This is a genomic window from Thauera sp. WH-1 (assembly GCF_047806685.1).
In the GTDB taxonomy this organism is placed as follows: domain Bacteria; phylum Pseudomonadota; class Gammaproteobacteria; order Burkholderiales; family Rhodocyclaceae; genus Thauera.
In genome coordinates this window covers 104919-119189 of record NZ_JBLQGP010000003.1, presented here as the reverse complement: position 1 = coordinate 119189, position 14271 = coordinate 104919, and the positions used below count along the sequence as shown (strand labels likewise).

The window sequence follows — 14271 nt, the reverse complement described above, 5'->3', positions numbered from 1 at the left end:
GGCCACTCAGGCCTGCGGGCCGGTCGACGCACCGTAGGCATGTGCCTTCAGCGTCTCGAGGTCGACGACGCGCAGCGCCGACTCGTGTGTCGCCTCCAGCACCACGGGCGGCGCCACCCCGGCCTCCCAGGCTTCTCGCCAGCGCAGTGCGCACAGGCACCAGCGGTCGCCGGGCTTGAGGCCGGCAAAGCGGTACTCCGGACGCGGCGTCGACAAATCGTTGCCGACCTGCCGCGAAAACGCCAGAAACGCGTCAGTGACGCGGACACAGATGATGTGACGACCCAGATCGTCCCGCCCGGTTTCACAGCAACCGGTGCGGTAGAAGCCCGTCAGCGGGGCATAGCTGCAGGCCAGAAGTGGCCCGCCAAGGACATTGCGTGAGGCATTCATGCGCGTTCGTTCCCGTAAAGATCTCGGCAAGCGCTGGCTCGACGGTTTTATTGTAGCCCGGCCTGGCGCGAGGGGCAGAATGTGCCTGCCAGGCAAGGCCAGCTCAACGCCGTTGAGCGCCACGCCATTGGCCGAGGCAGCCACCAGCCACGCCATGGGCATGCAAATCGTCGCCCGGTCCCCTGCCATTTCTGCTATTTTCTTGTCTTTTGTACAAATATGCTGCCGGCCATGTCGAGCAAATCCGAGTCCCCCCGCGAGTTCATCAGCACCGCACAGGCGGCCCGGCAACTGGGACTGTCGCTCGGCGCCGTCCAGCAGATGGTCGAGAGCGGTACGCTGGCGGGCTGGAAAACGGCAGGCGGTCACCGCCGCATCCGGCAGGATTCGGTCGACGCGCTGCTCGCGCGGGCAAAGGCGCCGGCCGGCATGGCGCGCCCCTTCAGCAGCACCCTGAGGGTGATGGTGGTCGAGGACGACAAGCTGCTGCAAGGCATCTACAGCGAGACCTTTGCCGCCTGGGCGTTGCCGATCGAGGTGTGCGTGATGGATCACGGCCTCGACGCGCTCGTCGAGGTCGGCCGCGAACCACCCGACCTGCTGATCGCCGACCTGCGCATCCCAGGCATCGACGGCTTCGAAATGATCCGCCGCCTGCGCGAGAACCCCTTGTCGAGCCATGTCGCCATCGTCGTCGTGTCGGCGCTCAGCGCCAAGGAGATCGCCGCCGAGGGCGGTCTGCCCGACGATGTCACGGTATATCGCAAGCCCATCCCCTTCCACGAACTGCACGGTTACATGCAGGCGCTGATCACCCAGCGCCGACGCGCCTGTAACGGCGCCTAGGCCGGTCTCGAACAGGCGGTCGGCCAGCCATGAACACGCTCGCCTTCATCATCGACGACAGCCCGATCAACCTCGCCATCGGGCGGGTCTTCCTGCAGCGACTCGGGTGGACGGTGGAGGAGTTCAGCAGCGCCACAGCCATGCTGGCGCGCCTCGATGAAGCCAGGCCCGCATTCATGCTGCTCGACATCTCCATGCCCGACATGGGGGGCGAGGAAGTCTGCCGGCAGATCCGCGCGCGGCCGGACTGGGCCGGCATCCGCATCATCGCCTACACCGCCCATGCACGGGACGACGACCACCAGCGCTACCTGCGCAGCGGCTTCGACGAGGTCATGATGAAGCCCATCACCCTGGGCGCGATCACCGCCGCCGTCGGCGCGGCCCCCTGCCCTCCCGCCCCGCTCTGAGCGCCCACCGCGATGACGAAGCCGCGTTGCCGCCACTTCGATCCCGACGCCCTGCTGCACGACATGTTCGAGCATCGCGAAGCCGTGCGCGGCGTGCTCCAGACCTACCTCGCCTGGCAACAGGACCTGCTCGTGCAACTCCATGCCGCCGCGCAGGTGAACGACCTGCCCCGCCTCGCCCACATCGCTCACACCGCACGCGGCTCGTTGTCCCAGTTCCGCGCCCACGCCAGCGTCGCGCACGCGCGCGCGCTCGAGGCCGGCTGCCGCGCGCTGGATACGCCCGAAGCGACTGCCCCGACGCGATCGATCGCCGAACTGGTCGAACGCCTGAGCACGGAACTCGAAGCCCTCGGCGCGGAGATCACCGCCTATCTCGAGGCGGACGAATCCTGATTCAGCGGACGTGGCAAGCCACGCCATAAAAAGCGCTTTCACGCTGCAGACCTTGCAGCTATAATGGCGGGCTTACGGACAGGTGGATGAGTGGTTTAAGTCGCACGCCTGGAAAGCGTGTTTGGGATAATATCCCAACGCGGGTTCGAATCCCGCCCTGTCCGCCAGGACACCGTCAAAGCCCCGCAAGTCGATGATTTGCGGGGCTTTTTCATTTTTCGCATCGGCATTCAAGTGTGGGCCTGGCGGCACCTCACTGGACGGCGGGCAAGCGGCGCGTCGATACTGACGACTCGCTCAAGGAGCTCGCCATGTCGGAAGAATTCGAGTTCGATGTGCTGCTGTCGTTTGCATCGCCAGAGCGCGACTATGCACGGGCGATTCACGCGATCGCGACGGCCAATGGACTCAAGGTGTTCTTCGACGAGGAGTTCCAGCACGAGGTGTGGGGACGGAACCTGGTCGAATACCTCGATCACACCTATCGGGCGCGTGGGCGTTACGTGGTCGTGCTGGTGTCGCAGGCCTATGTCGAGAAGTCCTACTCAAAGGTCGAGCGGCGCGCGGCGCTCGACCGGATGATCGAGCAGGCTGCCGAATACCTCCTTCCTGTGCGGGTCGACGAGGCCTGGATTCCGGGGCTGCCGCGGTCGACCGCCTACGTGGATCTGCGCACCGCGGGTGTGATCGGTGTCTGCGAGCTGCTGGTGCGCAAGCTCAAGGGAGGGACCGGAGCGCTGATCCTGCCCGAGGGGCTCAACATTCCCCGCGTACCGCAGGGCACGATCCCCGCGTCGCAGCTCGCCGATCATCTTGTCGCATTGTGCCAGCGCCCGCAGGTGACGCTGTTCGGCACCCTGATCTACGACGAGACCAATGTCGCCGTGCGCCGCCTGCTGACCCGGCGCGACTACTGGAATGCGCTCGACACTGCATCCGGACAGCATCTCGAGGTCTTTGCCGTGCGGGACGAAGAGCAGTACGGCTGTGATGTGGACTTCAATGCCAAGATGCTGACAGCGTCGACCATCCCGAGCACGAAGGACCGGGGATACTACTTCTCGAGCCTGATGAAGGACTACTTCGGCGTCGACAAGCGGCGAATCAACTATCCCTCTTTTGCCCTGTTCTTCGTCGAGGCCGGCAAGGTCCGCCGCTGCTGGCGCATCCCCTTCCACCAGGCCTCGGTCGAAGACACGCTGAACTGGCTCATCAAGCTTTTTCGCCTCATCGACGACGGCATCGCCAGCGCCGGTGGCCCCGACGCAGCGCTCGGTGACATTCTGGCCAGGGTGAAGAGCCTGTTGCTCGCCGCTCAATTCACGCTCTACATCCAGTCGCCGCCCTCGGATGCCGAGCATGCGGTCAGGCAACTGACCGATTACGTCGAGACGGCAGGCGTATCAGACTGACCGGCGCCCTGCCCGCAACGTGCCCGAGCCCGAGTGCCAAGCTTGCGCCCTGCCCGAGCCGCCAGGCTGTCCTGTGATGGTCGGCTCGGACAGCCGGCTCAACGACGCCTGACCAGCCAGTCGAGCAAGGGCTTCCACTGCGCCTGCTCGCCTGCTCCAAGGCTGCCGCCATCGAACAGCGTCACCCCGGTCTCGACTGCCTGCACGTAACGCTGGGCCTGGCGGATGCAGGCGACCAGCGGCAGGTCGAACTGCTGAAGGTATTCCACCAGTTGGCGTGAAGAGTGCGTCCGCGGGTCGACGCGCATGCCGACGATGCCGATGTCGACGCGGTCCTTGCGCACGGCCTTCGTCTGCGAAAGCTCCTCGAAGAAATCGCGGCTGGCGAGCATGTCGAAGCGCGATGGCGAGACCGGCGCGACGATCTTGTCCATCTCACCCAGTACCGCTTTCAGGCGCTTGCCATGCAGGCCCGCAGGCGTATCCAGGATCGCCACCGTGCAATCCTTGGGTGGCGGCTCCAACTCGTCGCTTGAAGTCTCCCAATGACGGATCGGTGCCAGATGGCGCGGTCGCCCCTTTAGCCAGTGGCGTGTGGACTGCTGGCGATCGAAGTCGCCGAGATACACGATTTCGTCGTTCCTGGCGAACCAGGCTGCCAGATGCACCGCCAAAGTCGACTTCCCGCTCCCCCCCTTGGGGTTGGCCACCATGATTTTGCGCATGTCGATTACCCTGAAAACAATGAAGGCATAAACTCTATGAATAGCCCATGCAGATTCACGCCTGCTCGGGAGATGGTACGAGCTCTCCCGCCAGCATGACCGCCTTCGCCCACGAATGCACGCGACGCCACGAGGCGAGACCGTCACAGGATTGCAACCCTGACCACAGACACTGCGAGACACGGGGGTCCCTTCTACCAGCGCCCGCTGACGATCGCAGGAGTGTGCATGACCATTACGAGCAGTTCCGGACGCCAGGACTGCATCGAGGAATATCGCGATGCAACGCGCCGCCTCGCCAAGCTTGCCGGTGTCACGCTACCTTCGTTCAGGTGCCAGAAATGCAGAAGGCGCCGGGTCGTGAACGGCCGCCGGCAAGCCGTGCGCGGCACGTCGAGATACGGCTACCACTGTGCCGATTGCGCAGTCACAAGGGCGGAATGAGTCCCCGGATGGCGTCTGCCAGGCCACCACTGATGGCCTGAATTCATGCAACCTGTGCCGACTCGCCCGTCGGTCGCGACTCTCAGCCGCGCGCGCCGCATGGCATGTCCTGCGGCCGGTCGATATCCATCAGGACGCCCTCGTCATCTACGGGGCACAGCACGACCTGCTCGCGATGCGTAGTCAGAATCTGCCGTGCGCCCTGGTCGCCGACCAGCGCGCACAGCGGCGCCCGCCATTGGCGGGCAAAGCCGACCGGATGCCCGCGCCGGCCCTGGAACGTCGGCGCAGCCAGGCTCGCACCGGCGCGCAGGGCGGCGGCGACCGCCCGCAGGCTGTCGGGCTGGATGAAGGGCATGTCGGCCAGCGCCACCACCCACCCGGCGGCATCGTGCGTGGCACCCACTCCGGCCGCCAGGCTGTGTCCCATGCCGCCATCGGCCTCCGGGCAGACGATGAGCGCGTAGCCCGCCTCCTCGAAACGGCGCGCCAGGGGATGCTCCGCCGCGCGCAGCACGACCCCCACCCGATCGCAGGCCAAAGCCAGGTTGCGGGCGGCGGCGAGCGCCATCGGCGTGCCGTCCGCCAGCACATGCAGCAGCTTGTCGCCGCCAAAGCGGCGGCCTGCGCCGGCGGCGAGCAGGATGCCGACGATCTCGCCGCTCATGCACAAGGCCTGGCGAGCGCGGCCGGCGCGCCAGTCGAAGCCCCTTCGGCCGTCGGCGGCGCTCGCGTCGCCACGCCATGTCGCACCGCGGTCATCTCGGCCAGGATGGCGATCGCGATCTCGGGCGGGGTACGGCTGCCAATCGGCAGCCCCACCGGGCCATGCAGTCGATCCACCTCGGCCGGGGTCAGGTCGAAGTACTGCAGCAGACGCGCCCGCCGGCGCGCGCTGTTGAGCGTCGAACCCAGCGCACCGACGTAGAAGGCGGGCGACCTCAGTGCTTCAAGCAGCATCATGTCGTCGAGCTTGGGGTCGTGCGTCAGCGCAACCACCGCGCTGTGCGCATCGAGCCGCAGCTCGATCACCGCGTCGTCGGGCATGCCCGCGATCAACTTCGTGCCGGGCACATCCCACTCGAGGGCATATTCCTCGCGCGGGTCGCACACGAAAACCTGGTAATCGAGCGCCTGCGCCATGCGGGCGAGGTAGCTTGAGATCTGTCCCGCGCCGACGATCAGCAGCCGCCAGGCCGGGCCGTGGACCGTGGTCAGCGTGCGTCCGTCCCACTGCAGGCGATCGCCCGCCGCCCCACAGCTGAGGCGGCTACCCGGCTCGCCCACCGTCACGCTGCGGCGCACGAGCTCGCCGGCGGCGATATGCGCCGCCAGCGCCTCGAGCGCGGCCGGGTCGGGCTGCGGCTCGATCAGCAGTTCCATTGTGCCGCCGCAGGGCAGGCCGAAGCGGCGCGCCTCGTCCTGCGTGAGGCCGTAGGCCTGCACCCACGGGACGCCCGGCGTGCCTGCTGCGCCCGACGCGAGCTCACCCGCCCGCATACGCTCGATCAGATCGGCCTCGAGACATCCGCCGGACACGGAGCCCAGCACCGCGCCATCCTCGCGCAGCGCCATCCACGCCCCCGGCGGGCGCGGCGCCGAGCCCCAGGTGCGCGCCACTGTCACGAGGGCAAATCGGTATCCTTCCGCGGCCCAGCGCCTGACGCCGTCCAGGACCTGCCGATCGGTGCTGTGCATGCAGACCTCCTGGGCGTCAGGCGAGCTGGTTGCGGATCGGCAGGCGCCGGATGCGCTTGCCGGTGGCGGCGAAGATCGCATTGGTCAAAGCCGGCGCCACCGGCGGCAGGCCCGGCTCGCCGACGCCGCCCAGCGGTGCGTCGAAGCCGCTCGGCGTCACCAGATGGGTGTGGATCTGTCTTGGCGCCGCATCGATTCGCGTCACCTCGTAGTTGTGGAAGTTGCTCTGCTCGACGCGCCCGGCCTTGAAGGTGATCTCGCCTACCGTCGCCAGGCTGAGCCCCTGAATCACCGCGCCCTCCAGTTGCGCCCGCACGCGGTCGGGGTTGATCACCGCGCCGCAATCGAAGGCGATATCGACACGCGGGACCGTCAGCCTGCCTTCCGTGTCGACTGCCACCTCGACCACCACCGCGGCGTAGCTGACGAAGCTGCGATGGGCGGCGATGCCCAGGCCATGCCCCGTCGGCAGGCTGCGCCCCCAGCCGGCCTCCTGCGCCGCGCGCTCGATCACGCCGCGCAGCCTCGCGGTCTCGAAGGCATAGCGCTGCGGGTCCTCGCCGTAGAGCCAGTGATCGGACACCGAGGCCGGGTCGATGAGGCGGTCCGGCCCGAGCAGCTCCAGCAGGTAGTCCTTGGGGTCGCGCCCCGCGGCCGCGGCGAGCTCGGCGACGAAGCTCTGGATCGCGAAGGCATGCGGGATGTTGGACACCGAACGGAACCAGCCGATACGCGTATGAGCCTGCGCCGGCGGGTTCTCGACACGCACGTTGGGGATCGCGAACGGCATGTCGACCGCCCCCATCGCCAGCTCGAAGGCGCCGGATTGCTGCGCGTCCGGCACGAAGATGGACTGGATGGTCGGCGCCACCGTGCGGTGCAGCCAGGCTTGCGGCCTGCCCTGCGCATCGAGCCCGGCCTCCAGGCGCGCGACCGACACCGTGTGCAGGTAGCCGTGCTGCAGGTCGTCCTCGCGGGTGAAGGTGAGCTTGACCGGCCGGCCCTCCATCGCGCGCGACAGGATCGCCGCCTCGCTGGCAAAGTCCGGCTTGGACTTGCGCCCGAAGCCGCCGCCGAGCAGCAGCGCATGCACCACCACCTTGTCGAGCGGCAGCCCGAAACGCTTGGACAAGTCGTTGCGGATCGCCTCGGGGTTCTGCACGCTGCACCACACTTCGCACAGCTCTTCCGTGACGCGCGCGGTGGCGCTCGGCGGCTCCATCGGCGCGTGGGCGACATGCGGGATGTAGTAGGTCGCTTCGACCCGCCGCGCGGCACCCGCCAGCGCGGCATCGACATCGCCGTTGTTGCGCACCACCTTGCCCGGCCGGTTCGCGGCCCCCGCCAGCGCCTCGCGGTAGGACTCGGAGTCGTAGCCCGCATTGGGGCCGTCGTCCCATTCGATGTCGAGGCGTGCGCGGCCCTCGATGGCGGCGTAGGTGGTGTCGGCAATCACCGCGAGGCCGCCCAGCGGCTGGAAGGCCGAGGGGATGGGCGTCTCCTCGATCGGCACCACCTTGAGCACGCCCGCCACCTGCAGGGCCCGGCTCGCGTCGTAGCGCCGCAGCGTGCCACCGTACACCGGCGGGCGGGCGATCACCGCGTGGACCATGCCCTCGATGCGGGCGTCGATGCCGTACATCGCCCGTCCGGTGGTGATGTCGTCATTGTCCACCAGCCCGATGTCGCCGCGGCCGATGTAGCGGAACTGATCCGGGGTCTTGAACACCAGCGTGTCGGCCGCCGGCACCGGGCGCAGCGCCGCAGCGGCGGCGAGCGCGCCGAAGCCGATGCGCCGCTCGCTGGCCGCATGCACCACCTCGTGCTGCGTGGCCCGCACTTCCGCCACAGGCACGCCCCAGCGCGCCGCGGCTTCTTCTTCCAGCATGCGCCGGGCCGCCGCGCCGATACGGCGCAAGGCCTGGAAGTGATGGCGCATGCTGCGCGAGCCGTCGGTGTTCTGGTTGCCGAAACGCGCCTCGTCGCCGGGCGCCTGCAACACCTTGACCCGCGCCAGTTCGGCTTCCAGTTCGTCCGCCACCACCATCGCCCAGCTGGTGCGCACGCCCTGCCCCATCTCGGCGCGATGGCACAGCAGGCTGACCGTGCCGTCATCCTCGATCGACAGGAAGATGCGCGGGTCGTCGCGCAGGCCGCCGCTCATCGCCTCGGCGCCGTACTTGGTCTCCTCCGCATTCGCCGGCCGCAGGCCGGTCGCCAGCACGAAGGTGCCGGCGGCGAGACCGCGCAGAAAGTCGCGACGGCTGAGGCTGAGATTGGCGATCTCGTTGGCAAGGAGCGTGTTCATGCCTTCCCTCCTTGCGCAGCCAGCTTGATCGCGGCGCGGATGCGCGGATAGGTGCCGCAGCGACAGAGATTGCCGCTCATCGCGGCGTCGATCTCGGCGTCGGTCGGCCTGGGCGTGGTCGCCAGCAGCGCCGCCGCCTGCATGATCTGCCCGCTCTGGCAGTAGCCGCACTGCGCCACGTTGAGCGCGCGCCAGGCCAGTTGCACCGGATGCATGCCGTCGGCCGATAGGCCTTCGATGGTAGTGATCGCACGCCCTTCGAGCTCGCCCACCTGGAGCAGACAAGCGCGGGCGGCCTGGCCATCGACCAGCACCGTGCAGGTGCCGCAGATGCCGAGCCCGCAGCCGTACTTCGTGCCCGTCAAGCCGGCGAGGTCGCGCAGATACCACAGCAAGGGCATCTCCGGGGGGCCCTCGGGCTGATGCGTGCTGCCATTCACGGTGAATGTCGTCATGTCTCCTCCTGGGTCTCGTTCGAGTGCGCCCCGCTATGGGACCAGGCCTGGGGCGAGGCCGCGCAGGACCGTCGCCATGCCGTCCCTGCGCAGCACGGTTTCAAGCAGCGCCGGATCCAGCACCCGGCAACGCCCCCTGGACCACTCGAGATAGGGGCCGCCGTCCGGCCCGTCGAAAAAACGGACGACCGGAATGGCGCGCAGGCACTGACGCAGGAAACCGAGGTTGTGTTCGAGCGCCATCGCCTCGCCTGTAGGATAGACCTCCTCCCGGCAGCGCGCATGCACATTGATCTTCTGGTAGCGGTCGATGTTGATCAGGCCCAGCGGATCATGGATCGCCATCGAGTCGCGCGTGCCGGTCGCGATCGAGGTCGGGAACTGGCCCTTTGGCACGCGGTTGTCGAGGAAGTAGTAGCGGAAGTCGGCGTTGGCATAGCCCAGCCAGCGGAACAGCACCCGCGGCATGCCGCTGTAGGCCTCGACGCAGTGGCCGAGGAAGTCCTCCACCGCCTTGTAGCGCCCGCGTTCGAGCGCGCGCTGCCAGCCGCGCTCCACGGTCTCCTCGGGCGGCGTGACGATGAAGTACATGTGCAGCGTGGAGACGTACTGCGCATAGGTGCGCTGCAGGATGCGGCCGATCTCCTGGGTCGAGAAGCTGTCGAAGCGAAAGCGGTCAACGAGCAGATGCGGAATCGCATTCAGCCGGTTCGCCTTGTCGCGGATGTAGCGGTCGAGCTTGGCGTCGATGACCATCAGCTCGCGGCTGGTCAGATGGCCGGCGTACTTGTAGGCCTCGCCGAGCGACGCGTAGTCGAGCAGCAGGCGGCGCCACACGTCCGGGCTGATCGTCGCGTAGCCGTCCGGCTCGATGCCGTTGTCGTGCATCAGGCGCTTGACCATCGGCCGGATCGAGCTCTTGCCCGCCGCCGACGGCCCCTTCAGGCTGATCAGCACCGGCGCGGCGCGGATCGGCACGCGCGGGTAGCCCTCGCGCTCGATGGCCACCGCCACCAGCGGCTCGATCTCGGCGCCGATCAGCCGACTGCCGTAGGTGTTGCCCACATGGCGGGCGACCATCTCGGCCAGCAGTGCACGGTCCGCACCGAGCCGGCCCTGGCAGGCCAGCACTGCGCCCAGCACTCGGTACAGGCTGCGGAATACGGCGCGCTCATACGGATCGCCCGCTGCCAGCCCCTCGGTCTTGAAGCCGGCGACCACGGCGTGTTCGCGCTCGGCCGGCCTGACGTCCGGCACCGGCGCCGGCCTGGCGGCGCCGAACCATCTCGCCAGCAGGGACGGAGGACGGGCTGGCGCCGCAGGCGGTGCCAGCCGCTCGTCCAGCATGGCCAGCACCTGCTCGAACACGCGCCGGCGCAGGCTGGCATGGATCTCGGCGAAGCGCGCCAGATGGGGCGCGAGCTCATGCGCCAGGATGTGGCTGGCGATGCGGCGGAAGTTCTGCCCGAAGATCTCTTCGGTGGGCCCTTCGGGCACCGCGATGTCCGCGGTCACGCGCACGATGAGTTCGTGCAGCGCCAGGCGCGCGGGCCGGAAGGCGACCAGTTCCTCGCGCGGCAGCCCGGTCAGGCGGACGAAGTCGTCGATCAGTGTCGCCTCCGGGAACACGCAGTCCGGCCTGGCGATCGTCTCCAGCCCCTGGAACGCGTGCGGAATCCGGCTCGAGACGCCCGGATCCCACGCGTTCGCCGCCATGGTCATGACGCGAACTCGACCAGCAGCTCTCTCGCGGCAATGACGTCGCCCGGCTTCACGTACACCGCCTTCACCACCGCGTCGCGTTCGGCGGTCAGCATCGTCTCCATCTTCATCGCCTCGATCGACACCAGTCGCGCGCCCTTGGCGATGCGCTGCCCGGGCTGCACGGCGACGGTCACCACCGCTCCCGGCATCGGCGCGGCGACGTGGCAGGGGTTGGTCTCCTCGGCGCGCGGACGGGCCTTCTTGGCCGCGTGCTCGAGGCCGGCCTTGGCCACCCGCACCGCGCGCGGCTGGCCATTTACCTCGAAGAAGACCTTGATCTTGCCCTCCTCGTCGGGCGCTTCCGAGCGCCCCACCTGGCGCACGATCAGGGTCTTGCCGCGTTCGATGTGGACCGCCACCTCCTCGCGATCCTGCACGCCGTAGAAGAAGGGCGGCGTCGGCAGGCGCGACACGTCGCCGTACTCGCGACGGTGCGCGGCGTAGTCGAGGAAGACCTTCGGGTACATCAGGTAGGACGCCAGATCGGTGTCGCTCGCCTCGCGCTCGATCAGCGCTTCCAGCTCCCCGCGCCTGGCCTCGAGATCGACCGCCGAGAGGTGCGCCGCCGCCCGCCCCTGGATCGGCGCCTCGCCTTTCAACACCTTGCGCTCGAGCGCCTTGGGAAAGCCGTCGGGCGGAAAGCCCAGCTCGCCGCGGAACAGCGACACCACCGATTCGGGGAAGGCGACTTCCTTGTCGGGGTCGGCCACCTCCTCCGCCGTGAGGCCGTTGGCGACCATGAACAACGCCATGTCGCCGACGACCTTGGAGGTGGGCGTGACCTTGACGATGTCACCGAACAGGCGGTTGACCTCGGCGTAGGCGTCCGACACCTCGGGCCAGCGGTGGTCCAGCCCTACCGCGCGCGCCTGCTCGCGCAGGTTGGTGTATTGGCCGCCGGGCATCTCGTGCTTGTAGACGTCCGAGGTGCCGGCGCGCAGGTCGGGCTCGAAGGGCCGATAGGCGTTGCGCACGCCCTCCCAATAGTGCGACAGCGCCTGCAGCGCGGCGCCGTCGACCTGAGGATCGCGCTCGCCGCCCTTCAAGGCATGGGCGATCGAGCCCAGGTTGGGCTGCGAGGTGAGTCCGCTCATCGCGTCGAGCGCACCATCGACCGCGTCACAGCCGGCCTCCACCGCGGCCAGCACCGAGGCGGCGGCGATGCCGCTGGTATCGTGGGTGTGGAAGTGCAGCGGAACGCCCACCTCCTGCTTGAGCGCGGTGACCAGGGCGCTGATCGCGCGCGGACGCGCGACCCCGGCCATGTCCTTGATGCCGATGATGTGGGCGCCGGCCTTCTCGAGCTGGCTGGCGAGATCGACGTAGTATTTGAGCCCGTACTTGGGCCGGCTCGCATCGAAGATGTCGGCGGTGTAGCACAGCGTGCCCTCGCACAGCGCGCCGGACTCGACCACCGCGTCCATCGCCACGCGCATGTTGTCCACCCAGTTCAGCGAGTCGAACACGCGGAACAGGTCGACGCCGTGCTGCGCCGCCTGGGCGACAAAATAGCGCACCACGTTGTCGGCGTAGTTGGTGTAGCCCACCGCGTTCGAGCCGCGCAGCAGCATCTGGAACAGGATGTTGGGGATTGCGCCGCGCAGCAGCTTCAGGCGCTCCCATGGGTCCTCCTTGAGAAAGCGCAGCGCCACGTCGAAGGTCGCCCCGCCCCAGCACTCGAGCGAGAACAGCTGCGGCGCCATGCGCGCATAGTAGGGCGCGATCGCCAGCATGTCGTAGGTGCGCATGCGGGTGGCGAACAGCGACTGGTGCGCGTCGCGCATGGTGGTGTCGGTGAGCAGCACCCGCGGGCTGCTGCGCATCCAGTCGACGAAGCCCTGCGGCCCCAGCGCCTTCAGGCGGTCGCGCGTGCCGGTCGGGATCGGCGCCGACAGGTCGCACTTGGGCCGGATCGGTGGCGCCAGCGGCAGCGGCGGACGGCTGCGTCCCTTCATCTCCGGGTTGCCATTGACCGCCACCTGGCCGAGGAAGCGCAGCAGACGAGTGGCGCGGTCGCGCCGGCGGGTGAAGCGAAACAGTTCGGGCGTGTCGTCGATGAAGCGCGTGGTGCATTCGCCCGAGCGGAAGGCCGGGTGCAGGATCACGTTCTCGAGGAACTGCAGGTTGGTCGCCAGTCCGCGCACGCGGAACTCGCGCAGGGCCCGATCCATGCGGGCGACCGCCTCGTCGGGCGTGTGCCCCCAGGCGGTCACCTTGACCAGCAGCGAATCGTAGAAGGGCGTGATCACCGCGCCCGAATAGGCGGTGCCGGCATCGAGCCGCACGCCGAAGCCGGCTGCGCTGCGATACATGCCGATGCGCCCGTAGTCCGGCGTGAAGCCGTTCTCCGGATCCTCGGTGGTGACGCGACACTGCAGCGCATGCCCGGAGAGCCGGATCGCCTCCTGCGCGGGTACGAAAGCGCCCTCGTCGCCAATGCGGTAGCCCTCGGTGACGCGCAGCTGCGCCTTGACGATGTCGACCCCGGTCACCTCCTCGGTCACCGTGTGCTCGACCTGGATGCGCGGATTGACCTCGATGAAGTAGAACGCCCCGGTGTCGGCATCCATCAGAAACTCGACCGTGCCGGCGTGGGTGTAGTTGGCCGCACGCGCCAGGCGCAGGGCGGACTCGCACAGTTCGGCGCGGGCGCTGTCGTCGAGGTAGGGCGCGGGCGCGCGCTCGACGACCTTCTGGTTGCGGCGCTGCACCGAGCAGTCGCGCTCGAAGAGATGCACCAGATTGCCGTGGGTATCACCCAGCACCTGCACCTCGACATGGCGCGCGCGGCGCACGAGCTTCTCGAGATAGACCTCGTCGTTGCCGAAGGCCGCCGCCGCTTCGCGCCGCGCCACCTCCAGCGCGCCGGGCAGCTCCGCCGCCGACTCGACCACCCGCATGCCGCGCCCGCCCCCGCCCCAGCTCGCCTTCAGCATCAGCGGGTAGCCCACGGCTTCGGCCTGCGCCAGGGCCTCGTCGAGCACCGTGGACAGGGCGCCGGTCGCCGGCACCACCGGCACCCCCGCGCGCTGGGCGAGCTCGCGCGCCGCCACCTTGTTGCCGAGCTGGCGCATGACCTCGGCCTTCGGCCCGACGAAGGCGATCCCCGCCGCGGCGCAGGCGGCGGCGAAATCCGGGTTCTCGGACAGGAAGCCGTAGCCCGGGTGGATCGCCTCCACGCCGGCCTCGCGCGCCACGCGGATGATGTCCTCGATGTCCAGGTAGGCCTGGATCGGCTTCTTGCCGGCGCCGACGAGATAGGACTCGTCCGCCTTGAAGCGGTGCAGCGCGAAGCGGTCCTCGTTGGAGTAGATCGCGACCGTGCGCATCCCGAGTTCGGAGGCGGCACGCAGGACGCGGATCGCAATTTCGCCACGGTTGGCGACCAGCAGGCTACGGATTGTCTTCATGGATCTTCCT

At 68.4% G+C, this 14271-nt stretch carries 12 protein-coding genes and 1 tRNA gene; 5 read left to right on the top strand and 8 right to left on the bottom strand.

All coding sequences use genetic code 11. From position 1 onward, the window contains the following. Nucleotides 1–6 precede the first annotated feature (6 nt). Nucleotides 7–393, bottom strand: a complete 387-nt coding sequence (locus ACMV5O_RS04830; RefSeq protein ID WP_416162429.1) for a DUF2237 family protein — start codon at nt 391–393, stop codon at nt 7–9. Between the two features lie 231 nt (nt 394–624). Here ACMV5O_RS04830 and ACMV5O_RS04825 point away from each other — a divergent pair, with 231 nt between their 5' ends. The 5 genes from ACMV5O_RS04825 (at nt 625) to ACMV5O_RS04805 (ending at nt 3457) form a co-directional block, all read left to right on the top strand. Next, a complete protein-coding gene (locus tag ACMV5O_RS04825) occupies nt 625–1239 on the top strand; it encodes a response regulator (protein ID WP_324544188.1) in 615 nt (204 codons plus the stop codon). A 29-nt stretch (nt 1240–1268) separates the two neighbouring features. After that, nucleotides 1269–1649, top strand: coding sequence for a response regulator (locus ACMV5O_RS04820; protein WP_416162428.1), 381 nt, complete (start codon nt 1269–1271; stop codon nt 1647–1649). A 12-nt stretch (nt 1650–1661) separates the two neighbouring features. Next, the gene (locus ACMV5O_RS04815; protein ID WP_416162427.1) at nt 1662–2045 is read left to right on the top strand and encodes an Hpt domain-containing protein; all 384 of its coding nucleotides are present in this window, start codon (nt 1662–1664) and stop codon (nt 2043–2045) included. A 76-nt stretch (nt 2046–2121) separates the two neighbouring features. After that, a tRNA-Ser gene (locus tag ACMV5O_RS04810) sits at nt 2122–2212 on the top strand. Between the two features lie 69 nt (nt 2213–2281). Further along, a complete protein-coding gene (locus ACMV5O_RS04805) occupies nt 2282–3457 on the top strand; it encodes a TIR domain-containing protein (RefSeq protein WP_416162426.1) in 1176 nt (391 codons plus the stop codon). A gap of 98 nt (nt 3458–3555) precedes the next feature. Here the strand turns inward: ACMV5O_RS04805 and ACMV5O_RS04800 are convergent, their stop codons facing one another. From ACMV5O_RS04800 to ACMV5O_RS04770, 7 genes are all read right to left on the bottom strand, one after another. Next, nucleotides 3556–4170, bottom strand: a complete 615-nt coding sequence (locus tag ACMV5O_RS04800) for a ParA family protein (RefSeq protein WP_416162425.1) — start codon at nt 4168–4170, stop codon at nt 3556–3558. 538 nt (nt 4171–4708) lie between these two features. Next, nucleotides 4709–5293, bottom strand: coding sequence for a nucleotidyltransferase family protein (locus tag ACMV5O_RS04795; RefSeq protein WP_416162424.1), 585 nt, complete (start codon nt 5291–5293; stop codon nt 4709–4711). Further along, nucleotides 5290–6324, bottom strand: coding sequence for an XdhC family protein (locus ACMV5O_RS04790; protein ID WP_416162423.1), 1035 nt, complete (start codon nt 6322–6324; stop codon nt 5290–5292). Before ACMV5O_RS04790 ends, ACMV5O_RS04795 begins: the two co-directional genes overlap by 4 nt. Before the next feature lie 16 nt (nt 6325–6340). Continuing rightward, nucleotides 6341–8632: a molybdopterin cofactor-binding domain-containing protein gene (locus ACMV5O_RS04785; RefSeq protein ID WP_416162422.1), complete on the bottom strand. Its 2292-nt coding sequence runs from the start codon at nt 8630–8632 to the stop codon at nt 6341–6343. Beyond that, nucleotides 8629–9087, bottom strand: a complete 459-nt coding sequence (locus ACMV5O_RS04780) for a (2Fe-2S)-binding protein (RefSeq protein ID WP_416162421.1) — start codon at nt 9085–9087, stop codon at nt 8629–8631. The genes ACMV5O_RS04785 and ACMV5O_RS04780 overlap by 4 nt, the downstream gene beginning before the upstream one ends. 33 nt (nt 9088–9120) lie before the next feature. Further along, nucleotides 9121–10809, bottom strand: coding sequence for a hypothetical protein (locus tag ACMV5O_RS04775; protein WP_416162420.1), 1689 nt, complete (start codon nt 10807–10809; stop codon nt 9121–9123). Next, nucleotides 10806–14261, bottom strand: a complete 3456-nt coding sequence (locus ACMV5O_RS04770; RefSeq protein WP_416162419.1) for a pyruvate carboxylase — start codon at nt 14259–14261, stop codon at nt 10806–10808. Before ACMV5O_RS04770 ends, ACMV5O_RS04775 begins: the two co-directional genes overlap by 4 nt. Nucleotides 14262–14271: the final 10 nt, after the last annotated feature.